This window comes from Bacteroides cellulosilyticus (genome assembly GCF_020091405.1).
Lineage (GTDB): Bacteria > Bacteroidota > Bacteroidia > Bacteroidales > Bacteroidaceae > Bacteroides.
Genome location: NZ_CP081903.1, coordinates 5,028,180 through 5,054,390 on the forward strand (window position 1 = coordinate 5,028,180; position 26,211 = coordinate 5,054,390).

Genomic DNA, 26,211 nt, shown 5'->3' on the forward strand with positions numbered 1-26,211 from the left:
AAGATATAAAAGTACTAACAAATGAGAGACGCAACAAAAATAAACGATTACTTCTATGGCGCAAAGACATTATTTATTATTCCTTTGTACCAGAGGAAATATGCATGGCAACAAAAACACTGCTTGCGACTTTTTGAAGACTTAAAAAAAATTCATCGAGATCATTTGCATAGCCATTTTTTTGGAAGTATTGTTTCAACAAAAGCAAGCGAGACAGAAGATGACTTATTAATTATTGATGGTCAACAACGTATTACGACACTATCCTTATTGATATTGGCAGGTATAAATGCTGTAGTTAATGGAGATATGTTGAAAGGTAACGAAGATTTGGAAGAGGTTAAGAAGAATTACCTCTATGCAATCAGAAGGCGTATAGACCGACAAATAAAACTTCGTCCTATTGAAGATGATATGAAGGCATATGATGCACTTTTTACAAACAACGTTGAAGAATTTATATCTGACTCCGGCGTTACAGCCAACTATCGCCTTTTCTATCAACTTATCAAAGTGAGTGAACTTACCTTTGCTGAGTTGATTGAATCAATAGAACGTCTTACTATCATTGATATCTGTCTAGATTCGAGAGATAATCCTCAGTTAATTTTTGAGTCTCTCAATTCTTGTGGGAAGGATTTGGAAGAAGCTGACAAAGTTAGAAATTACTTGTTGATGTCTTTGACGGCGGAAGAACAAGAAAACTATTATCATACTTATTGGAGTAAGATTGAGAAGTTGACTGATGGAGAACCAACCATGTTTATTCGTGATTATCTTACCGTAAAGAAAAATGAAATTAGCAATATTCAAGAGTTATATTTTGATTTCAAGACTTACGATGAAAGAAGTGGGCTTGAAAGAGAAGCCTTGTTGAGTGATATGCTCAAATTTGCACGTTATTATCGCCAACTTAAAGGTGAGACTGGAAAGCCACGTATAGATAGAAAGTTAAAGCAGATAGTTAATATCGGTACAACAGTACACTTACCGTTTATGTTGGCGTTCTTGAACTATGCGACAGAGAACGACTTTGTGGAGGTTGAAATATATACTGTGCTTGACACAATCGAGAATTATTGGGCAAGACGTATCATTTGTAACTATCCAGCTAATGCTATGCAGAAACTTTTTGCATTGTTGCACTCGGACATTATGAAAATATATAAGCGGCATGAAAATAGAAGAAATGAACTAACAAGTTCTTATTCGCAGATAATGAACTATATTTTGCTAAATAAGCAAGGAACGGCTAAATTTCCATTGGATAATGAAGTAAAAGAATATTTTAGCAAGCGCCAAATTTATAGAATACCAAGTGATTATCGATTTTTCCTTTTTGAGAGAATGGAGAATGAGAATAGTCCGGAAGCAGATGACCAAATTGTTGAAAAAATGAAAGAAGGGCGAATAACCATTGAACATATCATGCCTCAAACATTGACCCCTCAATGGAAACAAGCCTTAGGCGAACAATGGCAGCAAATCTACGATGATTATTTGCATACATTTGCCAATTTGACATTGACCGGATTTAATATTGCTTATAGCAATCATTCATTTCAAGACAAGAAAGATGGATATATTGACAGAAAGGGGAATAAAGTAAATGGATATAAGGATTCTGCTTTCTGTTTGTCTAATTTTCTTAAACAATGTACCCAATGGACATTAACAGAGATAAAGGAAAGAGAGAAATTGCTTCTTTCCAACTTCATGAGATTATGGCCTATGATTACAAGTAATTATGTACCATTGGAAAAAGAGTATGAATTGGTATCTTTTGACGATGATGAATATGAACTGACCGGCCGGACTATCATTGGCTTTAGATATAGGGATGAACGCCATCCTGTCTATACTTGGAAAAATATGCTCATTCAGGTATGCACCCTTATATATAACGAAAATCCATCTGCTATGGCATATTTAGCAACCAAAAATTACTGGATATATGAAGCAGATGGCAAAGAAAGAACCAAAATTGCGGAAGGATGTTATGTACTTAGTTCATCAAGTACCAACACTAAACGCTCTATTCTTAATTTCCTTTTTAAGAGTTGTGAAATACCTTCTGGTGTGCTCGAATTAGAGTTAACCCCACTTGCGGACAAACTAGTAGAGGGAATAGAAGAATAGTAAGAAATGAATCCCATGGGAGTATCTACTTATAAGACTGCTTCGGATATGCCAGAACGATTAAGAAATGCACTACCCGATATAGAGGAACTTAAAAAGTTATTATAAAATGCTCTCTCTTATATGATACTAAAACTGATCTCTTTGTCAAGTTGTCTCTCCAAAAAATGAAAATAAACAAAAAACGAATATGAGTATGAGAAAAATAAAAGTCGGAATTATTCAGCAAGCCAATACAGCAGATCTTCGTACGAACCTGATGAACCTGGCTAAAAGCATAGAAGCCTGTGCTGCGCATGGTGCGCAACTGGTTGTATTACAGGAACTGCACAACTCCCTGTATTTCTGTCAGACTGAAAACACGCAACTGTTTGATCTGGCGGAAACCATTCCCGGTCCTTCCACCGGATTTTATTCCGAACTGGCCGCTGCCAATAAAATCGTATTGGTAACCTCCCTGTTTGAGAAACGTGCCCCGGGACTCTATCATAACACCGCCGTTGTTTTTGATCGTGACGGAAGCATTGCCGGAAAATATCGCAAGATGCATATCCCCGACGATCCGGCCTATTATGAAAAGTTCTACTTCACCCCTGGAGATATAGGTTTCGAACCTATCCAAACCTCTCTCGGAAAGCTGGGTGTACTTGTTTGCTGGGATCAGTGGTACCCCGAAGCTGCCCGCCTGATGGCATTGAAAGGTGCCGAATTATTAATCTACCCCACCGCCATCGGTTGGGAAAGCAGTGACGCCGATGATGAAAAGGCACGCCAGCTCAACGCCTGGATTATCTCCCAGCGTGCCCATGCCGTAGCCAACGGACTTCCTGTTATCTCCGTTAACCGTGTCGGTCACGAACCCGATCCGTCCATGCAGACAAATGGCATCCAATTCTGGGGAAATAGTTTTGTAGCAGGTCCGCAAGGAGAATTCCTTGCACAAGCCGGAAACGACCGTCCGGAAAATATAGTAGTGGAAATAGATATGGAACGCTCGGAAAATGTACGCCGTTGGTGGCCTTTCCTGCGCGACCGTCGTATCGATGAATACGGTGGATTGACGAAACGCTTCCTCGATTAAAATGCAATTCAATAAAAGTGCGATAAAGCGCAGCAAAACGCAGTTTGATAAAGTGTTAACGGAATGTGATTCTCCTGTTCATTATAAAATTCACGCCTCCGTAGATAAATAGTCCTAGGAACTGAGCCAGGTATTCATCACAATTCAGTGCTTCGACCAACACTACCAAGAATAGGAATTGCGCCAGATACGCCATTCCGAAAGCGATAGAAAAGAGCAACACCTGCCTCCAGGTGTTGCTCTTCTTTTCTTTATCATCCAAAGGAAATATCCAGTGCTTGCACCAGATAAAATTATGAGTCTGCGCAATGACGTAAGCAGTTATGTTAGAGAGCATATAGTCGATGTCCAGTTCATCCATCATCAGCCAGATGACTGCTGCTATAATCAGGGCATTCAGCGTACCAATTACCGCAAAACGGAAGATGCGTCTCGACTCTCTCACAACAAACTAACCTACTCTTATTCTTTGATATCTACGATCAGATTCAGTTCGTCCAACTGAGACGGGTCAAGTGCTGCGGGAGCATCCAGCATCACGTCGCGTCCACTGTTATTCTTCGGGAATGCGATGCAGTCACGAATACTATCCAATCCAGCAAAGAGAGATACCCAACGATCAAGACCATATGCCAGACCGCCATGAGGAGGTGCACCGTATTTGAATGCATTCATCAGGAAACCAAATTGTTCTTCTGCTTTTTCGGGAGTGAATCCCAGGATTTCGAACATCTTTGCCTGCAACTTCGGATCGTGGATACGGATTGAACCGCCACCAACTTCCACACCATTGATTACCATATCATAAGCATCGGCACGTACTGCTGCCGGATCAGTATCCAGTAAATCAATGTCCTCGTCTTTCGGATGGGTGAACGGATGGTGCATAGCCATCAAGCGGTTTTCTTGCTCGCTCCATTCAAACATCGGGAAGTCTACCACCCACAGGCATGCGAATGTGTTCTTATCACGTAATCCCAGTTGGCTACCCATTTCCAGACGAAGCTCGCAAAGCTGCTTGCGCGTCTTCATGGTGTCGTCGCCGCTCAAAATCAGAATCAAGTCACCCGGTTTGGCGCCGAAAGCTTCTTTCACCTGTTGCAGTACTTCCTGCGTATAAAATTTGTCAACGCTCGATTTTACATTTCCGTCTTCCTCTACACGGGCGTAAACCATACCTTTTGCACCAATCTGCGGTCTCTTCACGAATTCCGTCAGTGCATCCAGTTGTTTGCGGGTGTAGTGTGCGGCACCTTCGGCACAGATACCACCGATGTATTCGGCACTATCAAATACAGAGAAGCCATGACCTTTCAGTATATCCATCAGCTCCACGAATTTCATACCGAAACGCAAGTCGGGTTTGTCGCTACCATAATATTTCATGGCGTCCGCCCATGCCATGCGCTGGAACTGACCTTCCAATTCCACACCGCGGATTTCTTTGAACAGATATTTCGTCATACCTTCAAACAGGTTGATGATGTCGTCCTGTTCCACGAAAGACATTTCACAGTCTATCTGAGTAAATTCCGGCTGACGGTCGGCGCGAAGGTCCTCGTCACGGAAACACTTGGCAATCTGGAAGTAACGGTCGAAACCGGATACCATCAGCAATTGCTTCAAGGTTTGCGGGCTTTGCGGCAAAGCGTAGAACTGTCCAGGATTCATGCGTGAGGGTACCACGAAGTCACGTGCACCTTCCGGAGTAGAGCCTACCAGTACAGGAGTTTCCACTTCGATGAAACCCTGGCTGTCCAGGTAGCGGCGTACCTCAATGGTCATTCTATGGCGGAGTTCCAGATTTCTGCGTACCGACGGACGGCGCAAATCCAGATAACGGTATTTCATGCGGATATCGTCGCCACCATCCGTATTATCTTCGATGGTGAACGGAGGTGTCAGGGCTGCATTCAGCACATTCAGTTCCGATACGATGATTTCAATATCTCCGGTCGGGATATTGGCATTCTTGCTGAAGCGTTCGTTCACCGTTCCTGTAATCTGAATGACGAATTCGCGTCCCAGGCGGTTGGCGTTCTCGCAAAGTGCGGCATCCACCTCTTCGTTGAAAACTAACTGGGTGATACCGTAACGGTCGCGGAGGTCAATGAATGTCATGCCTCCCATTTTGCGGCTGCGCTGCACCCAACCTGCCAGCGTTACTTGCTTATTGACATCGGAGATACGAAGTTCTCCGCAGGTGTGTGATCTAAACATCTTAATTTACGTTTTACGATTTACATTCTACTATACTCGGCTGCATTGCCAGAATGCATGCACGCTATAAATAGCCTGCAAAAATACAGATTTATTTTATAAAAACTCAGATTTTCGTTAACTTCTTAATCTGCTCTTTACTCTTATCCAATATCATCTTATTCTTATGCACAATCTCCTCATTGATCTGCTTCAGACCATTTATATAATCCTGTGCCCGTTGCAATACATTCGAAGAGTCTTTTTCGGCATACCGGGGGATGATTACCTGCAATCCTTCTTTGATTACCTTCACGTCGATGTTTTCCCCCATCATCATCGGATCCCCGTCAAAGTGCACTACCCCCGGTTTGGTACGGTGGATGCGCAGCGTCTGGCAGCGGAAAGTTTTGATGCGGCTATTTTGGTCTATAGTCTTATTAAACAGTTGGAAAGAAAGGGAGGGCACATCCAGCACCGTGAAAGGTTCAAGGATGGTCACGTCCAGTAATCCGTCCGTCAGCATGGCCTGTGGAGCTATGTACGCATTGTTTCCGTATTGCGAAGCGTTGCCGCAGGCTATCAGGAAAGCTTTATACTTTAAGGTACCGTCTTCCGTTTCCAGTTCGTAAGTTTCGGGCTGATACTTCAGGCTCTCCAGCAGAGTCTTCTCTAAATAGGTAAGAGGGCCTCTCCTGCCCGCCTTTGCAAATTTCAGGCTGACAAAAGCATCAAAACCCACACCACAGGTACAGAAGAAAGGCACTTCATTGATTTTTCCGTAATCGATGACGTCTATAATTCCTTCGTTGATGATTTCTATTGCCTTTTTGGGCTCCATTGAAATTTGCAGGTGGCGTGCGAGTCCGTTTCCCGAACCACACGGAATGATGCCCAATGCAGTTTTTGTATGCACCAGCGAACGGGCTATTTCGTTGATCGTACCGTCACCGCCAATAGCTACTACAGCATGCACATTTTCCTTTGCTTTTTGTGCAGCAATTTCAACAGCATGTCCGGCATATTCGGTATAGATTACCTCTTGGGCATACTTTGCCTTATCCAGCTTTTCATCGAGCAAATGGAGGATTTGCTCTTTGCTCTGCGTGCCGGATTTCGGATTTATAATGAATGATATTTTCTTTTTTTCTTCGTCCATGCAAGGGTTGTTTCACTATGCAATTTTATAAATGGCAAAAGTAATACAAATACTTGAATTTTTAACCATAGAGTGGGCTTTAATCCATAGGCAAATATATTTTTTAGTAAAAAAAGAACAGATAAGCACATATTTTGCTATCTTTGCCCCCTGTTTTCAAAAGGCTTGTAATTAAGAGTTAAATATTTCATATTATATAATAAACATTTCATGGGATTACTACAAGACAAATTGGCGAAATACGACCTGCCACAACAATATATGGCAATGGGCGTATACCCCTATTTCCGCACAATTGACAGCCATCAGGATACTGAGGTGTTGATGGATGGTAAAAAAGTCCTGATGTTCGGTTCGAATGCTTATACGGGACTGACTTACGATAAAAGAATAATAGAAGCCGCAAAAGCTGCCACAGATAAATACGGTACAGGTTGTGCAGGTTCCCGTTTATTAAATGGAACTCTTGATATACATGTAGAGTTGGAAAAAGAACTGGCTGAGTTTGTCGGAAAAGACGATGCACTCTGTTTTTCCACCGGATTTACTGTAAATGAGGGTGTCATTCCGCAATTGACGGGACGTAACGATTACATTATCTGTGACGACCGCGTGCACGCTTCCATCGTAGATGGTCGCCGCCTCTCCTTTTCTACTCAATTAAAGTACAAACATAACGATATGGCCGATCTGGAAAAAGAACTCCAGAAATGCGAGCCGGATGCTATCAAACTGATCGTGGTGGATAGTGTTTTCTCTATGGAAGGCGACCTTGCCAACCTCCCCGAAATCGTACGTTTGAAGAAAAAATACAATGCCAGCATCATGGTGGACGAAGCACACGGATTGGGTGTATTCGGAAAACAGGGACGCGGTGTTTGCGATCATTTCGGTGTGACGGATGATATCGACTTGATTATGGGTACGTTCAGCAAGTCACTGGCTTCTATCGGTGGTTTCGTTGCCGGAGATGCTTCGGTAATCAACTGGTTGCGCCACAATGCCCGTTCTTATATATTCCAGGCAAGTAACACGCCTGCAGCTACGGCTGCTGCCCGTGAAGCTCTTCACATCATTATGAACGAACCGGAACGTCAGCAACGTTTGTGGGACATCACCAACTATGCATTGAAGAAATTCCGTGATGCCGGTTTCGAAATCGGTGAAACTGAATCTCCTATCATTCCATTGTATGTGCGTGATGCGGAAAAGACATTTATCGTAACTAAGATGGCGTTTGATGAAGGCATCTTCATTAATCCGGTTATTCCGCCCGCTTGTGCACCGCAAGATACGCTGGTACGCGTAGCATTGATGGCTACTCACACCAAAGAGCAGGTAGACTATGCTGTTGAGAAGTTGACGAAATGTTTCCGTGAACTCGGAGTGATTGAATAAGGATTTTCCTGAAATCAGATAAAATGAAAAGAGACTGTCTTCAAAAGGCAGTCTCTTTTTTTTAGGAATTGATAAAATTATGTAAGTTTGTAGCAGAATACTGAATTCCTATTCAATGAAAAACATCATTAACAAGATCAGGCAAGTTTATTCGGTTTCCGATGAAGCACTTCAGGCATTGCAGGCAGATATGCAGGTAAGATACTATCCCAAAAATACTTATATAGTGCACTCGGGGGTAACGGACCGTCTGGTTTATTTCATTGAAGAGGGAGTTGCCCGTTCCGTGTTCCACCACAACGGACAGGATACCACCACCTGGTTCAGCCAGGAAGGTGACATTACTTTCGGTATGGATTCGTTGTATTACAAACAGCCGTCAGTAGAGAGCATTGAAGCTCTTTCGGATTGCAAAATCTATGTCATCCATATAGACAAGCTGAATCTTCTTTACGAAACGTACATCGATATAGCCAACTGGGGAAGAATCCTGCATCAGAATGTAAATAAGGAGCTTAGCCACATGTTTGTGGAGCGTCTTCAGCTTTCGCCCAAGGAGCGGTACGAACAGTTTAACCGGCGCTATCCCGGATTGATAAACCGGGTGAAGTTGAAGTATGTGGCTGCTTTTCTGGGTATTTCCATTTATACACTCAGCCGGGTGCGTGCCCAAAAATAAGTATTCGCCAGTCTTTTTTGCTTTTGAGCAAAAAAACTTCAGATGGCAAGCTGTATCTTTGCCATCTGAAAATATTAACTTAATACTAAGAAACAAATGTCTAATACCCCCTCAGCAGCATTTTCGGATACCAAGGCGCATTACGATCTTCTGGACGGACTTCGTGGTGTAGCGGCTCTTATGGTAATATGGTATCATATATTCGAAGGCTATGCTTTTGCAAGCGATACCATGATTACAACGTTCAATCATGGATATTTAGCCGTGGATTTTTTCTTTATCCTTTCAGGTTTCGTTATCGGCTATGCCTATGATGATCGTTGGGATAAGAGTCTTACAATGAAAGATTTCTTTAAGCGTCGTTTGATACGTCTTCATCCTATGGTGATAATGGGGGCTGTTCTGGGTGCTATTACATTCTGTATTCAGGGCTCCGTGCAATGGGATGGAACGCATATCGGCATCTCCATGATAATGCTGTCTCTGCTCTGCACGATATTCTTTATTCCCGCAATGCCGGGCGTAGGTTATGAAGTTCGTGGCAACGGTGAGATGTTTCCGTTGAACGGGCCTTGCTGGTCGTTGTTCTTCGAGTATGTAGGTAATATTCTATATGCCTTGTTTATCCGTCGTTTATCCAATAAGGCGCTGACTGTGCTCGTTGTATTGTTAGGAGTGGCATTGGCGCTATTCGCAGTCTTCGATGTTTCCGGTTATGGAAATATAGGTGTGGGCTGGACGTTGGACGGTGTAAATTTTGGTGGCGGATTATTGAGAATGTTGTTCCCGTTTTCTGTGGGTATGCTTATGTCGCGTAACTTCAAGCCTATGAAGGTGAAAGGCGCGTTCTGGATATGTACCATTGTATTGATTGCTTTGTTCTCAGTACCCTATCTGGAAGGTGCGGAGCCGATTTGCACAAATGGTGCTTATGAAGCATTTTGTATTATCGTAGCTTTCCCCGCCCTTGTATGGATAGGAGCATCGGGAACTACGACGGATAAAAAGTCAACTCAGATATGTAAGTTTCTGGGAGATATCTCTTATCCGATTTATGTGATACATTATCCGTTCATGTATCTGTTCTATGCATGGCTGATTAAAAATCAACTCTTTACTTTGGGAGAGACCTGGCAGGTTGCTTTATGTGTTTATGCCTTGAATATAGTGTTGGCTTACCTGTGCTTGAAACTGTATGATGAGCCTATACGAAAATATTTGGCAAAACGGTTTTTAAAGAAGAAGTGATTACGCCCTTTCAGGGTGCAGACACGAGGTTATATACTTATGTAGGGCGATGGGCCCTACGCTATATAATTTCAGGCTTTCAGCCTTCCTTTTATAGGTCGTGCCATATCTAATTCTTCTTTCTTTATTAAAGAAATGTAAAGGTACGTATTATTTTCCATAGCCTTTCATTTTTGTCAGGTTCTGAATAAAATGGGTACGCGGACGACGCGGATAATACGGATGAACGCGGACTTTAATTTATTAATAGTATAGCGCAGCTTTTTAAATCCGCGTTCATCCGTATTATCCGCGTCGTCCGCGTATCTATTGATTCATTTCTGTGCAGTTATGAGTTAAATTATATAATCTTTAAGAAAGGAAATATTATTATAGTATAAACTGAAATCTTGCCTGCAATACACTAAAATTCTTGTCGCTTATCTCCCGGATATGTTTTCCGGGGATTACATAACTGTAGTTTACTTTAACCCCTATATGCTTGTTTATGTAGTAATTCAATCCCAAAGAAAAATCTTTTTGTGCTCCGCCTAATACTTCCGCAGTCCGGTCGTTCATATCTACGATATTGAAACGTCCGCAGAGTTCGAGTGCACGGCCTACAGGACGGGCAGGACATGCCAGAGCTGTATCATAGGCATAAGTATCTCCTATCAGGAGCCATGAACATTGTGCATATCCACCCTGTCCGGTATAGTCGGCAAGAGCATTCCTGCGTTTCACTTGAGTACGGATATATTCGCTTTGAAGGAAGAATTTTCCGTAATAGATCAACAGTTCAGTACCCAGCTTCACTTGATGGCGGGCATTATCCACTTCCGCATAAATCAGGTTACGATTATCGATAGTACTTACTCCGGCAGATTTATAGACAAAGGTATTCCTGTTATCATCATCCGGCAAAGCACCATCGGGAGTGCGATAGATAGCGGCAATACCGAGATGCAATAGCTTTCCAGCTTCATTTACAGGTCGGTAAACAAAACGTCCGTCTATGGCATAACCTTGCGAGGTATTCTTTAAGTTACTGATATCGTTGTCGGTAAACAATCCTCCGCAAGCATAATAATGCGTAGCATTGTAAGTGTAGGCAACTCCCAGACGCCGACTGTTGGTCATGGCAAGCACAGAACCGGGTGACTGATGGAAACGTAGGTCGAAAGTGCTGCAAAGCATATCCATGGTGAAAGGTTCGTAGAATTGCCCTACCTGGATGATATGCTTACCGGAAGTGTAAGTGGCGAAAGCATCTTTGATAGAAACCTTGCTGCCTACATAGCCTATTTCCACTTTCATGTCCCAGCGCTGGTAAGTGGCCTTCATGCCTATGCGCAGATCATTGAATTCCGTACCGTTACCGAAATGATTGTCATTTCTGAGATAAACACCGCCATCCATAAGCATGCGGCCGATTACTTTATACTGTAATTTGTCGGAGAGAGTTTCCTGTGCTGTGGCGGTCAGAGAAGTGACGACCGCCAGCAGGCACAGGGAGGATTTAGAAAGGTAATTCATTAGTAAGAAGTTTGTTGGACTACTTCTATCAGACGTGCGAAATCTTCAGGATGTACATCTCCGATGTTGCCGATGCGGAAAGTATCTGCCTGGGATATCTTGCCCGGATAGATGACGAAACCTTTTTCTTTCAGTTGGGTGTAGAAAGAGTTGAAATCGAAACCTGCTTTCGGATAAAGGAAAGAGGTGATGATGGGCGACTGGAATTCGTCCGGCAGCAAGGTTTTGAAGCCGAGTGCGCGCATTCCTTCTACCAATATGCGGTGGTTTTCGCAATATCTCTTGTGGCGGGCGGCTACTCCCCCCTCTTCTTCCAATTCGGCAAGTGCCTGCTTGAAGGCTCTTACTACATGGGTAGGTGAAGTAAACCTCCATTTGCCATGTCCTTTTTCCATCGTCTCCCATTGGTCGTAAATATCGAGTGAGAGTGAGCGGGAAACACCTTTGCAGTGTAACAGTTCGGATTGGCGAGCTATGATAAAACCGAAGCCGGGAACACCCTGAATGCATTTGTTGGCACTGCTGATCATGAAGTCGATACCTAATTCATACATATCCAAAGGCACACCGCCGAAGCTGCTCATAGCGTCTACAATCAGCTTTTTGTTGTGAAGCTTCACAATGTGAGCAATCTCTTTGAGAGGATTCAGGATACCGGTAGTGGTTTCGCAATGTACTACGGCTACATGGGTGATATCTGAATTGTTGGACAGGTAATCGTCTACATAGTCAACGGAAACCTGTTCGGTTTCTTCGAAAGCAAGCATATCGTAGTTGATGCCGTGATATTCGGCAATGTGGCCCATACGGTCACCATAAGCGCCATTGCTGAGGATAAGTAGTTTGTGCTTGGGAGTGATAACACTGCCGATAACAGCTTCCACGCAATAAGTGCCGCTTCCCTGCAAGAGTACGGAAGTGTATTCATCGGTGGCTGTGGTGGCAAGGGCTACAAGAGATTTGCGGATTTCTTCTACAATGTGTACGTTATAGTCGGCGTCCCATGTGCACCAATCGGTCATCATGGCTTCTTTTACGGTTTCTGACGTGGTTAATGGGCCGGGAGTTAATAATAAATAGGGTTTCATATTGGTTTGATATTTAAAAGGATTAATGATTCGTATTCAGTTTATGATTGATAAGTTCTATGATTTGGGGAAGCTCTTCGATGCTGTCCACCACATAGTGGGCGCCTGCCAGAAGCATACGCTGTCTGACTTCTGCTTTCCGGGCAGTGAGCGTTGCGGGAGACATTTGCTCTACTTCTTCTTGGGTTAGTCCCAGTTCGTTACTGCCGAGTATGACGCCGACGGTCCAGACTTTAGCATTGATACCCTCTTTGATGTCGGCAATGGTATCACCGTACTTCAGAACACAGTCTGTTGAAGGGATGGCAAGATCGATCATGTTTTGGTAAATCATATAAGGGAAAGGACGTCCGGCAGGCAGGTCGTTGGGAGTGACACACTTGTCGGTGGTGTAACCTTTGCGGGCTGCATTGGGGAGCACTACGTCCATCATGGCTTGGGTGTAGCCGGTGGTGGAACCTATTTTGATGCCTTGTTTTCTCAGTTCATTCAGGGTATCAATGACTCCGGGAATGGGGTCGGTGTAGTTTGCCAGGGAAGCAAAAAGGTATTCCTCGAATTTGGCGCTCATATCTATTACGTCCTGTTCGTTCCAGGGGCGGTGATAGAGTTTCTCAAACTCCTCGCCTACTCCGTCCATCTTGAACAGTTCGCGGATGTGGTCTATCTTGGCCATTCCCATAGGGCGGCGGGCTTGTTCCATCGTGATGTTGATGCCTATTTCATTGAAGGCTTTCAGGAAGGCGGCTACCGGAGCGAAACATCCGTAATCGACTGCAGAGCCTGCCCAGTCCATAATGATACATTCTATTCTTTTCATGTTTACTTGTTATTTTATAATGAGTTGTTATTTACCTGTTTAGATTTTTAAGTGCGGATTACGCACCCGGGAAACTGAATACAACCCGCTAAATTATCATTTATTACAACAAGGTGTTCCATTTTCCTTGTTTTTTTAGCTGGGCATCACAGAAAATGCAGATTGTAGCATTTCCGGTTTCTCTTCTACCGCACGCCCAGTGCGCAGGAGTTCTTCTTTCTTATGTCTCTGCACCAGGTAAACAATAGAACAGCTGAATGCTACGGTACAGATTATTCCTACATAACCGGACATCTGGTTGTAAAAATCGAGCCAATTGATATCTGTATTAAAGAATTCCTTGAACATCAGGACGAGTACGGTACCGGTATATCCGATGAAATCAATCGTCACAATAAAGAATCCTACATTGCCTTTTATCTTGAAACATGCTATGAAGCGGTCGAAAAATATGCTTTGAAAACAAAGGTAGGCAATGTAAAGGCTCAGACTCTGGATGAACAACCAAGTCACGGTGCTGAGTTGAAGCGTATCGTAATTGAGTGATACGAAACTCATGGTAGCCGTTCCGGCAACCACCATACTCAGGAGGATGACCAATACTTTGATATTGCTCTTTACAAAGACCATCATTCCGAAAAGTGCCAGGATGATAAGAGTAACAACACTGTCGATCTGTGCAAACAGCCAGGAAGAATGTCCGCTCATGTCGATAATCTTCACCAGGAAATCTTCTTTAATATCCCGGAGGATAACCAACAGCAGGTTGGCTACGAACAGGAGGATCAATACAGGCATGAAGTTGCGGAACAGTTCTTTGCGTTGTTTTCCGTTGAGAGTGACACGCTGGCTCTTTTCGGCAATGTCCTGTTGGGTGGGTTGCGGCAGGCGATTCAGGGTGTACCCCAGCAAGGCAAGCAATGGCAGGGCAAAGGCGCCGATGAGAGCGGGCATCCAGAACTCTCCTACATGCAGGGTGTTCATAACGAACAGTCCGATAGATTTTGCCACGCCGGAGCTGATGACAATGCTGATACCCAAAAGGCTGGCAAGAATATCGGTGGTGCGTCTGCCCTCGATGAAGCTGAATATCACGCCCCACATGCAACCCAGTGACAAACCGTTGAAGAACATGGCGAAGATATTATAAGGAGCGGGCAAGAGTCCGAAGAGAAACAGGGAGAGTTCCGCTACCAGAATGGAAGCCAGGATGAACTTCATGCGGTGCTCCTTCTTTAATTCGGAGATCAACTTGATACCGACAAACTTGGCGATGAGGTAGCCCAGAATCTGGACGATGGTAACCAGTACTTTATAATCCAATCCGAAGGCATCCAGTCCGTCGAAGGTAGCAGCGGTGAAAGGTTTGCGAAGCGCATATACTAAGGAGTACGAAAGAAGCGCTGCACCTCCTGCCCAAAGTATGAATACAAGATCGGATATTTTCTTGTTTGAAAGTAGTTCCGTTTTAATGTCGGTAATTGTTTTCATTTTATTCTCTTTTGATTTCGAGGGCAAAAGTAGAAGGATGATGTTACAGAAAAAATGAATATTTATTATTAATACATTTAATTATCGGATAGAAAATAAAGTAACGTTAATGTAACATTTATGCAACCGGAATATAACACAAGTGGGTGTTCTTTGCAAATTAAAAACCAAAAACACTTACAAAATATGGAGGAATTATTAGAGATATATAAGCGGATAGAAGATCTGCGTAATAAAGGGGTGAAAATGAAAGATATAGCTGACAAAACGAATATGCCTGCCAGTGTGCTGTCTTCTCTCTATTCAAGTGTGCTGCCCACCTTTGCAAGATCGGTAAAGAAAGGAATGACGGAAGAAGAAGCATTGGACTATGCCCTGTCTCAGGTGAATAATGTTTCGAAGAAACGTTTGCTCGGTAACCTTACTGAAATGAAAGGGCAGTTGCTGGAACTGGAACCCGTGACAACCGGTAACCAGAAGGAAATTCCATTCGTCAGAATGTTGACCGAAGAGATGAATCATTCGGCACAGGAAGTGTATAATTATAGTGGTATATATATAAGTTATAGTCTTTCGTCTTCGAGCGATTGTCTGAAGATGGAACCGTATCTGATTAGTGCCTCCGAAAACAATGACTATGTACAGGTGACTCATATGAGCGCTTACAACACAACGCACCGGGGGATCGGGTTATTAAATAATCATCAGAATGCATATATCATCTTCAACGAAAGGGAGGTTCCGCAGCTTGCATTATTCACCATCTATCTGCAACTGCCCATGTACGACTATCCGTCTATGCTGAAAGGGCTTTACCTGAGTCTGGACTATAACCGGAATCCGATAGCCCGGCGGATTGTTTTCGTGAAATATTCCGATAGCACCAGCATGGATGATTTTATAGAACTGAAAGGCGGACTGCTGACCGAGGAAGAACTGACATCGGAGCAAAAGGTCTATTTTGAATATACATGCCGGGGCGGGGATTATATAAAAACGTGTACGGTGCCCTCCCCTCACCTGAATGGTGACGATCTGGAAAGGGAGAAGAAGATGCTGAAACTGTGATTCTGCTAATAAGAATAGATCGGCGATGTGTCTTTTGTTACAAATTTACAGTTTTTCTTATCATCTTGCTTTGATATTGAAAGTTTTTTAGTATGTTTGCCGCATTATTAATGAAAAACACGTCTTTTCAATGAAAAAGCAAGATTTCCTGTTTATTATTCTGGTGGTGGTAGTCTTTCTACCCTTCTTTTTGAGTGACGCGGTTTATGACTGGTATAAGTCGTTCAATGCTGCACACGGCATGGTGATGAGTTTTCTGAAGTTTGCCATTCTGTCTTCGTTGGGCGAAGTGCTGGGATTACGAATCAGTGCGGGAGTGTACAACCGGAAGGGTTTCGGTATTATTCCGCGCATGGTGGTATGGGGCATACTCGGTATGGGTATCAATGCCGCTATGATTATCTTTTCAAAAGGTGTGCCGCAGTTCATGGAGTATATGGGAATGGCAAATGCTGTCGCAACGTTTACAAGTGAGGCGATGTCTCTCGATAAGGTGCTGGTGGCGCTGGCCATATCGGTAACGATGAACACAATCTTTGCTCCGGTATTCATGACTTTCCATAAAATAACAGATACGCATATCCTGATGTGCGGCGGTTCTATTAAGAGTCTTATCACTCCTATCCCGATGACGAAAATCATCACCGGACTGAACTGGAACGTTCAATGGAACTTCGTTTTTAAGAAGACAATCCCGTTCTTCTGGTATCCTGCACACACCATTACTTTCATGCTTCCGCCGGATATGCGCGTATTGTTTGCGGCATTGCTGGGCATTGTGCTGGGAGTATTGCTGGCAGTGGCGGCACGGAAATAGTTTTTTTATTACCTTTGCTTCCTGCTAAACGAAAATAGATGTATGAAACTATATAGTAAGCAGGAAGCAATCGCACGCATGAATATGCTGGCAGGCTGTTCAAAGTCGTTTGTCTTTCTGATTGATTATTCGCAGGAACAGGTTTATGTGGAAGAGACGGCAGAGGTCTCACCGGAGGAGTTGATATATAACCTGAATGGATTTACGAATGAAGCAGTTGCCGGTTTAACGGATGAATTGCTTCCGGAGAGTTTGCCGGAACAGATAGAATGGATCTCCCAGCCTGTTTCTTTCCGGGAATATAGTCGTGCTTTCGGACATGTGAAAAAGAATATTCTTGCCGGAAACAGCTTTCTTACGAATTTAACTTGCCGGACTCCGGTACAAACCAATCTGACTTTAAAGGATATATATTGCAACTCCCGTGCTTTATATAAAGTATGGGTAAAGAATCGTTTTGTAGTTTTCTCTCCGGAGATTTTTGTTCGGATAAAGAAAGGGATTATCAGCTCTTATCCCATGAAAGGTACGATAGACGCTACCCTGCCCGATGCCGTACAAACCTTGATGAACGACGGGAAAGAAGCGGCGGAACATGCTACGATTGTGGATCTGATCAGGAATGATCTGAGTATTGTGGCATCTCATGTCCGGGTGGAGCGTTATCGCTATATAGATGTGTTGCAGACAAATCGGGGACCGATATTGCAGACCAGTTCGGAGATATGCGGTAAACTTCCAGAAGATTACAAACGGCAGTTAGGTGATATTCTTTTCAGTATGTTGCCTGCCGGTTCTATTACCGGTGCACCCAAAAAGAAGACGATGCAGATTATTCGTGAAGCTGAAGGATATGAACGGGGATTCTATACGGGAATAACCGGATATTTCGATGGAGACAATATGGATAGTGCCGTGATGATACGTTTTGTGGAGCAAGAGGCGGACGGAATGTATTTTAAAAGCGGTGGTGGCATTACTTTCAAGAGTGACGCCCGCAGTGAATATGAAGAAATGAAACAGAAAATATATGTGCCGATTTATTGAAACGATACAAGTACGTGACGGTAAGTTGCAGAACCTTGCCCATCACAACCGTAGGATGAATGAAACGAGACAGGCGGTTTTCGGAATGGCGGATCAACTGGATATTCTGGATTATACAGGGGATTGTCCTGAAAGCGGTTTTTATAAATGCCGGGTAGTTTATGGCAGAGAAGTATGTGAAGTGGCATTTTCCGCTTATACAATGAGGACTGTACGTTCACTCCGGTTGGTCGGTTCGGATACGATTGATTATCGCTACAAAAGTACGGACCGGAAGGAACTGGAAGCATTGTATGCCCTGCGCGGCAATCAGGATGATGTATTGATTGTCAGAAACAATCTTTTGACGGATACTTCCATTGCTAATGTGGCGTTAGAAAAAGAGGGAGTCTGGTATACGCCGAGGACTCCCTTATTGAAAGGCACAAAACGTGCATTGCTGTTGGAACAGGGGGTACTGACGGAATGTGATATTCCGTCAGATGAGATTTCCTCCTATTCACATATCGCTTTATTTAATGCGATGATTGATTTTCAGTCTCTGGTTCTGGAGATTAACCGGGATACGGTTATTCGTATTTGATACTATCTACCGGATTATTTCTTGCTGCCCGATAACTGTTCAGGCATACTGTGAGCAGGGTGATGCAGACAGTGAAGAACAAAGGAAGCAGGAAATGAAGAATACCAATGTGTACATGGTAAGCAAATTGTTGCAGCCAATAATTCATCAGATAGCAGGCCAGGGGTACAATGAGTATAAACGCTATGCCTATGTAGTACAGGAACGGGCGATTGACAAGCCATAATATTTGCCCGAATGATGCACCGTGAATCTTCCGAATTCCTATTTCGCGTATACGTTGCTGGATAGCATAATGGGTGATGCCGAACAACGTGAGGAATAAACTGATTGATGCATACATCAGCAGGATGCGGGAAAAGTCGGTGACTTCCTGATTATTGGAGATCAGTACCTGATAAGGGGCTTCATAATTGAATGGAGTACCGGGGTATTTCTTCTCCCATAATCCGCGAAGATGATTGATAACTGCTGTGCGATCTTGTTCGTCAAACCGTAAGGTCAATGTGGTATAGTTATCTTGTGGCATTTCGTGCAGAATCATTCTCAGTGGAAACACATTGTTTGTGAGCGAATATTTCTTGAAATCTTTCATGACACCGATAATAGTACCTTTCTCACTCTTTTCGGGCACGTATTTAGAGATCGGTTGTCCCACCGGGTCTTCTCCTTCGGGCACAAGATAGCGAATGAAGGACTCGTTGATGATGACCGGCACAGAGGTACGGAGTAATAAATGGAATGTTTGTTTGGCATCCAGCAAGTCGAAATCGTATATATCCAGGAAGTCCGGACAGTTTTCATAAAGTTCAAGCATCAGAAGGTCATTCTTCTCACCATTTTGGCGGGGAACGGCCATACTCATGGTATAAAGACCCGATTGGGACGGTACAACGGCCTTCACTCCGGAGATGGATTTAATGTCTTCTATCCAAGCAGATAAAGGGGATTGCCGGGAGTCACCGATTCCAAACTCAACGATTCCTTTGTAGCGGCTTCCCTCCTGCTCTATCAGGTCCATTTGGCTACGGATTATCATAAAAGCACTTAGCAGTCCGATGGAAATCATGAATTGTAAGGTAACCAGTGCTGCTACAATGCGCTGTTTCTTACGCCCTGTAAAGAAGCTGCGGTAACGGCTTTCGGACAAGGTCTGTATCTTCCGGCTCATGTATTCTGCCGGAACAACGGATAGAATGATGACAAACAGCAAGATAACAGGGAATACCTGAGCGGAGAAAAGATAGGAGAACGACAGATGTGCGGATATGGTTGCATTGAATACAGCTAACAGGTCGCTCATCAACAGAATGGATAACAAGAACGCCGTAATCACCATCAGGAAAGTATCGGCAAAGAGTTGCCAACGGATTTGACGGTGGCTTGCACCTAAAAGGCTTTCAATGTGCAAGGTGCGTATTTGCTTCAATAAGCGTGAAAAACTGAGGTTGATATAGTTGAAGCAACCGATGAACAAGATTAATAAAGCAGATAGCAGTCCGACGCTTAACAGGGCCTTTTGCCGATGCTCGATACACTGGTTGCTATCTTGTGTGATAGTGGTAAAATAGGATTCCTGTAAAGTCTGGGTACGATAATACCCTTTGCCTAATAAAGTAGGAAGCTCGGTTGTCTCGAAGCGTTGGCGAAAGGCGTTGAGATCTGTTCCTTTTTTGAGAAGTATCGAACAGGTGGTTCCTTCGGGACTGTTTAGATGCGTGAGCAAGTCTGCCTGCAACATGCTTTGCGGTGGCAGGCGGAAGACGGCGGCGATACGGTAGGCACTTTCACCGGATTGTGGGATATCCAGCAGCTTGCCGAGACAGTCGGTGGTACCGAAACAACGTTCGGCCAGAGCTTGGCTGATGGCAATGGTTCCCGGGTGAGTCAATGCTTCTTCTACTTTTCCTGCAAGGGTTTCGATGGGGATAAACTTGGGCAATGTGCTGTCTGCCGATAGCAGGTTCAGTTCGGAATATTCTTGGTCGTCCACACGGATTTTTGTGTGAGTGATGGCTTGCGTGCGTAGTGAAGCTTCTATCTCAGGGAATTGTGAGATAATTTCGGGGACAGATTCATGATATACGAATGTTCCCTGCATTTCTTGTTGTGCAAATGGTAGTGTTTGTGTCAGCCGGAGGATGCGGTCACGGTTGGGGTTGTTATACTCGATGTTGTATTCGTATAGGACGAAGGCTGTCAGTAGATTGGTACAGGCGATACCGATAACCAAGCTGACAAGAGAAATAGTGACGAACAATTTATTTCGCCACCAGCTACGCAGGACAAACTTCAGAATGTACATGTTTTTTGATGATAATGTTAGTAGGGTACTTCGGGGTTGTCAAGGTACTACTTTGAGGAGGTCAATGCAGTACTTTGACGTCCCCGAAGTACTACATTGACCTCCTCAAAGTGACTCCTTTTGAAACCTTCTGATGTACAGATAGTTACGGAAAGAGATGTAACTGTCTGTTTTATTTACAAACTCACTTCCGTCACTACCTGTCCGTCGAACAGATTAATGATACGTCCTGCAAAACCGGCATCGTGCTGTGAGTGGGTTACCATGACGATGGTCGTTCCTTCTTTGTTCAGTTCATTCAGCAGTTCCATCACTTCCTTACCGTTCTTAGAGTCCAGATTACCGGTAGGCTCATCGGCAAGGATCAGCTTTGGATTGGCTACTACGGCACGGGCAATGGCTACACGTTGCTGTTGGCCACCGGAGAGTTGTTGCGGAAAGTGTTTGCTCCGGTGTGTAATGGCCATGCGTTCCATTGCTGTCTCTACGCGGCGTTTGCGTTCGGCTGCCGGGATGCCCATGTAGAGCAACGGCAGTTCGATGTTTTCGTATACGTTCAGTTCATCAATCAGGTTGAAGCTTTGGAACACGAAACCGATGACACCTTTACGCAGGCTGGTGCGTTGTGCTTCGGTGTATTTGGATACTTCCTTTCCATTGAGGTAGTATTCTCCGCCCGAAGGGTTATCGAGCAAGCCGAGGATATTCAGCAATGTAGATTTACCGCAACCGGAAGGTCCCATAATTGCGACGAACTCGCCTTCTTTCACTTCGATGTTCACATTGTTCAAAGCCCATGTCTGCACTTCTTCTGTCTTGAAGATTTTTTGCAGGTTTACTGTTTTAATCATAATGCTGATAATTTTAATTAGTAATATTGTTTATTCATTCTTTATTATCTCGGCCGGATTGATATGCATGATCCGGTAAATTTTGTATGCGGTGGTGAGGAATATCATGAAGGCTACGCTGAAGAATAACAGAATCCCCCAATCCCAACCCTGTATACATTTCACTGTACCTTCGCCTATTGATAGCAGCATCAGTCGTACCAAAGGATAAGCAACCGCAAAAGCCAGCAGGAAAATCACCAGATAAGCTTTGCCGAATATACCGGCAATGATCCGTGGGGTAGCTCCGTTGATTTTACGAATGGCTATTTCCTTCTGTCGGCTGACTGTGTCCATGGAGATGGCCGAATAGATGCTCAGTACAACCAATAATATACTTACAACAGCCAGGATTGTCATCGCCACTTGTGTCATATACATCGATCCCATCATCGTTTGTTTATTATCAGATAGGGAGCGGATTTCAAGAGGCAAGGTTGTGGGTACGTAGTTACGACAAATTTCAGTGATGCGCCGGATACTTTTGGTAGCGTTTGCACTCGGTGCCAGCTTGACATAGAAATACCTGAAATGGTTGCTGGGGAAAAAGACTGAACCAATGGTTACTCTTCCCTGAGTTTCTTTATAGAGTTCTTTGAAAGTACCGATGATGCGGTAACTCTGGCCCTCAATCTCTACTCTGTCTTGCACGTTGTCCTTATCCAGTTGCTGTCTGAAGGCCTCGCTGACATAAACGGTACCTTCTGCATCTCCATTCACTTCTTTTCCTTGCAATGGAATGTTCAGGAATTTGAAGTAACCCGGAGCCCCCTCTGCTATGGCAATCATGACCTCCGATTGGTCAGCTTTCTTATAGGTACGCATAAAATGATTTCCACTTTGCAAATCATCTGCCATGGTTAGTGTCTCTATACACTCCGGCAATGCCTGAATATCAGATAATATAGGGTTTATGTGCTGCCACATACGTTGGGTGTTCACTTTCAGGGAAATGATATTTTCTTCTTCTTCGGATGTAAGCGGATTGTATGCCTGACCGAACACTTCGTGCCACACCATATTGACGCCGAGTGTGCTACCCACAAAGAAAATGGCAATGCCTAACTGCAACCACATCATGACCGAACGGAAGATATGACGGCTGCGGTTATTGCTAATTTGGCTGATTATGCTCACTTGCCGTAAACGACGGATAGGAAACCATATTACGAGCATGCAGATCATCAGAAGTGCAATATATATTTGGAACTGTACGACATAGATAGATGACAAGGGTAAATCAGGCATATCATGGCTTGGAATGTATATTTCCGCAAGATTTATCATGAGTTCCGTTAAAAACAAAGATAACAGAAATGCGGTGGACATCATCCAAAATACTTCAGCAAAAAGGAGCAGGAACAGTCCTTTTATCTCGGACCCCATACACTTGCGAAGCGCCACTTCACGCTGACGATTATAGAACATCTGAATGATGAACTTAAGGAAATTAATCAGCCCTGAAACCAGGATAAGTGAGGCTATGAATAGTATCAGATACTGCACCATTGTCAGTTCTTTGTCCTGCCGCATACTGAACGCGGCGTAAGGGTGTACGGTGTCCTCATTCCGTTGCCACGTTATGGACTGTAGACTATTATTTAGCATTTCCATGGTTGCCTTAGGCGATAGATAACCTTTTACACTCAAGGCGTCATAAGTCATGATTTCATAGGAGAAATAACAATCGATTTTGGGGTCTTGCAGGCCGTTATCTTCCACTACATTCACGACTTTAAAGCTCTGTATTGTATTTTCCGCTATACTTTGTGGGTTAGCAAGGCGTATGGTTGTTCCAATGGGATTTGCAGTGCCGTACGCTTTGCTCGCAAATTTATGGGATAATACCACTTCATCAGGTGCTTCGGGAAGTCGGCTGCCATGTAGCAATTTTCTGTTGTTATAGGAGAAAAAGTTACTGTTAACCCCTCTATAGCCTATCAGAAAAGGTAAGTTACGTTGCTCGTTATCAATGACTTCTATTTCCGTAGAATTGTTAAAGGATTGTATGGTCAGGCATTCTAAACCACTGATAGATTGCTCTTCCAGTCGCTTTATTTCACTGGTTCGAAAAAGAGAATTTTGTTTCTGGTTGACTGTTATTCTTATCCGTCGCTCGCTGTCAGGTAAGTTTTCAAGTTTGGCCCATTCCTGCATGAAAAAGCATACAATGGTATAGCATACGATTCCCACTGCCAGGCAAAGGGCGGAAATGAAACTGTGAGTCTTGTACTTCAGCAGATTTCGTAGAGCAACTTTCAAATAATGTAATATCATTGTTCTTATTCGTTTTTAATCACTTCCGCCGGATTGGTTCTTGCTATTCGCAAGATACGGAAAAGTATTGTAAAGCCTGTAATAAAAGTAACAATCAGGAATATACAGAGCCAGAAAAGCAGACCGCAGTCAAAGAATACCGTATACATTTGTTTCCATAACATCAATACAACATATACAAGCGGGAATGCAACGATGGCACTACACAATAACAAGATAATATAAAGACGGGCAAACAACAGGATAATCTGCGGAACATCCGCCCCATTTACTTTACGGATAGCAACTTCTTTCTGACGTCGTTCTGTATCGAGCGTGATACTGGAGTATACACCTAATAGTGTGATAATAATGCTGATAACAGCAAAGAACAAAATGATGTCCTTCAGATTGTACTCAAGAGCTTGCAAAACATGGATATCATCCAGGAATGTTTTAGCCTGATAAGTTATATTTTCAGGAAGCATCTCACGGTAGGCTTTTTCAATCCATCGGGCTACTTCCTTTTGCCGGCCCGGATGACTCTTTATGTAGCAGTGGCCTATGTAGACTGAAGAATCATAAGGCAGGAAAGCATATCCACTACTTCGGTTATATACATTGGCCTGAAAAGGTGCGGATATTCCACAGATTGTGTAATCGGTATTACCGCTATACAAGTTCATACCGATTACATCTTTCTTCTGCATCTCCTGCCAGACATTGTCTACCACAATATCTTTTTCCGTTTGAGGAAGTCTTCCTTGTTCTATGGGAATATTCATGAAAGAGAAGAAATTGGCGGGTACAGCCATGACACTAATATCAATCCAGGAGTTCTCATTTCCCTTTTCGGTCGTTAATCCATTGCCCGACATCCCTTGCATATAACCGACATCTGATAACAGAATTTCTTTCACTCCGGCATGTTGTTTAAAACGCTCTATCAACGCCAACTTTTCCTCATTCTTCATAAAGGGATAGTCCAGGGGAATACTAAGAATCTCCGATTTTTCTTTTTGACTTAGCGTATGGATTAAACTATTGGTCGTTTTCTCTGCTTGCAGATATAAAGCAGCCGTCAGGGATACAAATACCCAGCAAATAAAGAACTGGATACCCAGCATAAGGTTACGCCCCCATTGCTTACCTCTGCGTTTATTGTTTCCATAAATACCTGTTTGCACGGTAATACGACGAATACGAATGGAAACAGACAAACATATAAGGACGCAGAGTATGATAAGAAGAACGATATATTGCAGAGCATGTATTAAAAGCGTTTCAGAGGTAAAGGTCATTGCAAAGCCCGGCAAAGAGAAATTCATGTGATTCCCCAATAATTCTATGCCTGATAATACCAATATGGAGGATATGGATATGACAATCAATGACTGTGTGAATAGTAAACAGAAGAGTTGTTTCCAGTTGCATCCTATCATTTTCATGATACTGTATTCCTTGGTGCGGTTGAAGAAAGAACCGATAAGGAAATGGAAAAAGTTGATCAGCCCTACTAGTAATATCAGTGTACCTACAGTTCCGGTAACTAACCCCAGATAAGAAGCACCCTGTTTTTTCAGTCTGGCTCCCATACTACTGGCAGTGACAGTGTAAGCTTCGCCATACAAAGTATAAGTATAGTCTCTTTTTGAGAATTGCTTTTCTAAATCGGTGCATGTAGTTTGTGGTGATAACAGTGCGTAGGTATTTGCCCCTGTCATGTTATGCCGTTTGGGACTTTGTAGAAGTCCTTCACTATCGTTTACGGTCAGCATATCTATGTTTTGCATAAAATCTAAACTATTGTTCAGAGGGATATCTTTCATTACTGCTTGAATGGTGTAGACGATACCTCCTGTTTTCGGGGTGCTTTCAGGAGAAGTATTGAGCCTTCTCATGAGAGTCATGTGTTTGCCGATAGCACTTTCTGCATTACCGAATATTTTAATGGCCATAGATTGGCTCAGGATAACGGAGTTAAGAGACTGACTTGCCATTTTCCAATGTCCTGCTACCATTTCCGGAGTGAAGATTTTATTGTAGCAAGTATCTATTTCAATCGTTTCAAGTTCATAAGGTAGCGTCTTTTCCGGAGATAACTCTACATAATAAGGACGTTCACGAGGATAGGTTACGGATGAAATGGCTTCCGTTTCTCCCAAAGCCCATGTGCGCAAATCTTCGGCCAGAGGAACCGGAGAACCGGAAAAATATCTGTCTGCCTTGCCGTCATAGAGGTTTAATTCTGCTATGCGATCATGATTAGCAAAACAATGGTCTGTGCTTTCTACAAAGCGACTGCAATATATGCAGACACAGAAGCAGAGCAAACCTACTGCCAATCCGATGATGGAAATGATATTTTGTGTCTTATGCTTACACAAGTTTCTGAATGCTATTTTGAAATAATGGAATATCATGGTAT

General features: G+C 43.4%; 20 protein-coding genes. 9 read left to right on the forward strand and 11 right to left on the reverse strand.

Annotated elements, in window-relative coordinates; genetic code table 11:
- The first annotated feature begins 21 nt into the window (after positions 1–21).
- Entirely contained in the window at positions 22–2,139 is a 2,118-nt protein-coding gene (locus K6V21_RS18995) for a DUF262 domain-containing protein (protein WP_217713094.1), read from the forward strand.
- A 196-nt stretch (positions 2,140–2,335) separates the two neighbouring features.
- Positions 2,336–3,220 (forward strand): carbon-nitrogen hydrolase, encoded by an 885-nt coding sequence (locus tag K6V21_RS19000; RefSeq protein ID WP_117706299.1) that lies wholly within the window; start codon positions 2,336–2,338, stop codon positions 3,218–3,220.
- Positions 3,221–3,275: 55 nt separating this feature from the next.
- Here the strand turns inward: K6V21_RS19000 and K6V21_RS19005 are convergent, their stop codons facing one another.
- From K6V21_RS19005 to K6V21_RS19015, 3 genes are all read right to left on the reverse strand, one after another.
- Positions 3,276–3,665 carry a GtrA family protein gene (locus K6V21_RS19005; protein ID WP_007214210.1) on the reverse strand — a complete coding sequence of 130 codons (390 nt, stop codon included), beginning with the start codon at positions 3,663–3,665 and terminating at the stop codon, positions 3,276–3,278.
- A 17-nt stretch (positions 3,666–3,682) separates the two neighbouring features.
- A complete protein-coding gene (gene aspS / locus K6V21_RS19010) occupies positions 3,683–5,440 on the reverse strand; it encodes an aspartate--tRNA ligase (protein WP_044272013.1) in 1,758 nt (585 codons plus the stop codon).
- Positions 5,441–5,546: 106 nt separating this feature from the next.
- Entirely contained in the window at positions 5,547–6,578 is a 1,032-nt protein-coding gene (locus tag K6V21_RS19015) for a diacylglycerol/lipid kinase family protein (protein ID WP_061438087.1), read from the reverse strand.
- 210 nt (positions 6,579–6,788) lie between these two features.
- Here K6V21_RS19015 and spt point away from each other — a divergent pair, with 210 nt between their 5' ends.
- From spt to K6V21_RS19030, 3 genes are all read left to right on the forward strand, one after another.
- A complete protein-coding gene (spt, locus tag K6V21_RS19020) occupies positions 6,789–7,976 on the forward strand; it encodes a serine palmitoyltransferase (RefSeq protein WP_007214203.1) in 1,188 nt (395 codons plus the stop codon).
- 115 nt (positions 7,977–8,091) lie between these two features.
- Complete coding sequence (locus K6V21_RS19025) at positions 8,092–8,655, forward strand: Crp/Fnr family transcriptional regulator (protein ID WP_224319541.1); 564 nt, start codon at positions 8,092–8,094, stop codon at positions 8,653–8,655.
- A 96-nt stretch (positions 8,656–8,751) separates the two neighbouring features.
- Entirely contained in the window at positions 8,752–9,903 is a 1,152-nt protein-coding gene (locus tag K6V21_RS19030) for an acyltransferase family protein (protein WP_224319542.1), read from the forward strand.
- A 369-nt stretch (positions 9,904–10,272) separates the two neighbouring features.
- Here K6V21_RS19030 and K6V21_RS19035 read toward each other — a convergent pair whose 3' ends face one another.
- The 4 genes from K6V21_RS19035 to K6V21_RS19050 all read right to left on the reverse strand — a co-directional run bounded on the left by K6V21_RS19035 (position 10,273) and on the right by K6V21_RS19050 (position 14,817).
- Complete coding sequence (locus tag K6V21_RS19035) at positions 10,273–11,418, reverse strand: OprO/OprP family phosphate-selective porin (RefSeq protein ID WP_224319543.1); 1,146 nt, start codon at positions 11,416–11,418, stop codon at positions 10,273–10,275.
- Complete coding sequence (locus K6V21_RS19040) at positions 11,418–12,506, reverse strand: 2-aminoethylphosphonate--pyruvate transaminase (protein WP_217713088.1); 1,089 nt, start codon at positions 12,504–12,506, stop codon at positions 11,418–11,420. Before K6V21_RS19040 ends, K6V21_RS19035 begins: the two co-directional genes overlap by 1 nt.
- A 22-nt stretch (positions 12,507–12,528) precedes the next feature.
- Positions 12,529–13,326, reverse strand: a complete 798-nt coding sequence (gene phnX / locus K6V21_RS19045) for a phosphonoacetaldehyde hydrolase (RefSeq protein ID WP_224319544.1) — start codon at positions 13,324–13,326, stop codon at positions 12,529–12,531.
- 135 nt (positions 13,327–13,461) lie between these two features.
- Positions 13,462–14,817: a DUF5690 family protein gene (locus tag K6V21_RS19050; RefSeq protein WP_224319545.1), complete on the reverse strand. Its 1,356-nt coding sequence runs from the start codon at positions 14,815–14,817 to the stop codon at positions 13,462–13,464.
- Between the two features lie 186 nt (positions 14,818–15,003).
- Here K6V21_RS19050 and K6V21_RS19055 point away from each other — a divergent pair, with 186 nt between their 5' ends.
- The 4 genes from K6V21_RS19055 to K6V21_RS19070 all read left to right on the forward strand — a co-directional run bounded on the left by K6V21_RS19055 (position 15,004) and on the right by K6V21_RS19070 (position 18,332).
- Complete coding sequence (locus tag K6V21_RS19055; RefSeq protein WP_224319546.1) at positions 15,004–15,885, forward strand: hypothetical protein; 882 nt, start codon at positions 15,004–15,006, stop codon at positions 15,883–15,885.
- Between the two features lie 130 nt (positions 15,886–16,015).
- Positions 16,016–16,702, forward strand: coding sequence for a hypothetical protein (locus K6V21_RS19060; protein ID WP_195425638.1), 687 nt, complete (start codon positions 16,016–16,018; stop codon positions 16,700–16,702).
- Between the two features lie 42 nt (positions 16,703–16,744).
- Positions 16,745–17,749 carry an aminodeoxychorismate synthase component I gene (locus K6V21_RS19065; RefSeq protein WP_224319547.1) on the forward strand — a complete coding sequence of 335 codons (1,005 nt, stop codon included), beginning with the start codon at positions 16,745–16,747 and terminating at the stop codon, positions 17,747–17,749.
- Positions 17,733–18,332: an aminotransferase class IV family protein gene (locus K6V21_RS19070; RefSeq protein WP_195652151.1), complete on the forward strand. Its 600-nt coding sequence runs from the start codon at positions 17,733–17,735 to the stop codon at positions 18,330–18,332. The genes K6V21_RS19065 and K6V21_RS19070 overlap by 17 nt, the downstream gene beginning before the upstream one ends.
- Here the strand turns inward: K6V21_RS19070 and K6V21_RS19075 are convergent.
- The 4 genes from K6V21_RS19075 to K6V21_RS19090 form a co-directional block, all read right to left on the reverse strand.
- Positions 18,319–20,637 (reverse strand): ABC transporter permease, encoded by a 2,319-nt coding sequence (locus K6V21_RS19075; RefSeq protein ID WP_224319548.1) that lies wholly within the window; start codon positions 20,635–20,637, stop codon positions 18,319–18,321. The two genes, K6V21_RS19070 and K6V21_RS19075, sit on opposite strands and share 14 nt — an antisense overlap.
- A gap of 176 nt (positions 20,638–20,813) precedes the next feature.
- Complete coding sequence (locus K6V21_RS19080) at positions 20,814–21,488, reverse strand: ABC transporter ATP-binding protein (protein WP_009127366.1); 675 nt, start codon at positions 21,486–21,488, stop codon at positions 20,814–20,816.
- A 30-nt stretch (positions 21,489–21,518) separates the two neighbouring features.
- Entirely contained in the window at positions 21,519–23,804 is a 2,286-nt protein-coding gene (locus K6V21_RS19085; protein ID WP_224319549.1) for an ABC transporter permease, read from the reverse strand.
- Positions 23,805–23,809: 5 nt separating this feature from the next.
- On the reverse strand, positions 23,810–26,206 hold the full coding sequence (locus tag K6V21_RS19090) for an ABC transporter permease (RefSeq protein WP_224319550.1): 2,397 nt from the start codon (positions 26,204–26,206) through the stop codon (positions 23,810–23,812).
- Between the last annotated feature and the right edge of the window lie 5 nt (positions 26,207–26,211).

Bases quoted from the DNA above. Each gene is read 5' to 3' on its own strand.
- K6V21_RS19065 (WP_224319547.1), top strand. From the start codon at position 16,745: ATGAAACTATATAGTAAGCAGGAAGCAATCGCACGCATGAATATGCTG.
- aspS (WP_044272013.1), bottom strand. From the start codon at position 5,440: ATGTTTAGATCACACACCTGCGGAGAACTTCGTATCTCCGATGTCAAT.
- K6V21_RS19040 (WP_217713088.1), bottom strand. From the start codon at position 12,506: ATGAAACCCTATTTATTATTAACTCCCGGCCCATTAACCACGTCAGAA.
- K6V21_RS19035 (WP_224319543.1), bottom strand. From the start codon at position 11,418: ATGAATTACCTTTCTAAATCCTCCCTGTGCCTGCTGGCGGTCGTCACT.
- spt (WP_007214203.1), top strand. From the start codon at position 6,789: ATGGGATTACTACAAGACAAATTGGCGAAATACGACCTGCCACAACAA.
- K6V21_RS19090 (WP_224319550.1), bottom strand. From the start codon at position 26,206: ATGATATTCCATTATTTCAAAATAGCATTCAGAAACTTGTGTAAGCAT.
- K6V21_RS19055 (WP_224319546.1), top strand. From the start codon at position 15,004: ATGGAGGAATTATTAGAGATATATAAGCGGATAGAAGATCTGCGTAAT.
- K6V21_RS19060 (WP_195425638.1), top strand. From the start codon at position 16,016: ATGAAAAAGCAAGATTTCCTGTTTATTATTCTGGTGGTGGTAGTCTTT.
- K6V21_RS19025 (WP_224319541.1), top strand. From the start codon at position 8,092: ATGAAAAACATCATTAACAAGATCAGGCAAGTTTATTCGGTTTCCGAT.
- K6V21_RS19075 (WP_224319548.1), bottom strand. From the start codon at position 20,637: ATGTACATTCTGAAGTTTGTCCTGCGTAGCTGGTGGCGAAATAAATTG.
- K6V21_RS19085 (WP_224319549.1), bottom strand. From the start codon at position 23,804: ATGATATTACATTATTTGAAAGTTGCTCTACGAAATCTGCTGAAGTAC.
- K6V21_RS19070 (WP_195652151.1), top strand. From the start codon at position 17,733: ATGTGCCGATTTATTGAAACGATACAAGTACGTGACGGTAAGTTGCAG.
- K6V21_RS19000 (WP_117706299.1), top strand. From the start codon at position 2,336: ATGAGAAAAATAAAAGTCGGAATTATTCAGCAAGCCAATACAGCAGAT.
- K6V21_RS19050 (WP_224319545.1), bottom strand. From the start codon at position 14,817: ATGAAAACAATTACCGACATTAAAACGGAACTACTTTCAAACAAGAAA.
- phnX (WP_224319544.1), bottom strand. From the start codon at position 13,326: ATGAAAAGAATAGAATGTATCATTATGGACTGGGCAGGCTCTGCAGTC.
- K6V21_RS19030 (WP_224319542.1), top strand. From the start codon at position 8,752: ATGTCTAATACCCCCTCAGCAGCATTTTCGGATACCAAGGCGCATTAC.
- K6V21_RS19080 (WP_009127366.1), bottom strand. From the start codon at position 21,488: ATGATTAAAACAGTAAACCTGCAAAAAATCTTCAAGACAGAAGAAGTG.
- K6V21_RS19015 (WP_061438087.1), bottom strand. From the start codon at position 6,578: ATGGACGAAGAAAAAAAGAAAATATCATTCATTATAAATCCGAAATCC.
- K6V21_RS18995 (WP_217713094.1), top strand. From the start codon at position 22: ATGAGAGACGCAACAAAAATAAACGATTACTTCTATGGCGCAAAGACA.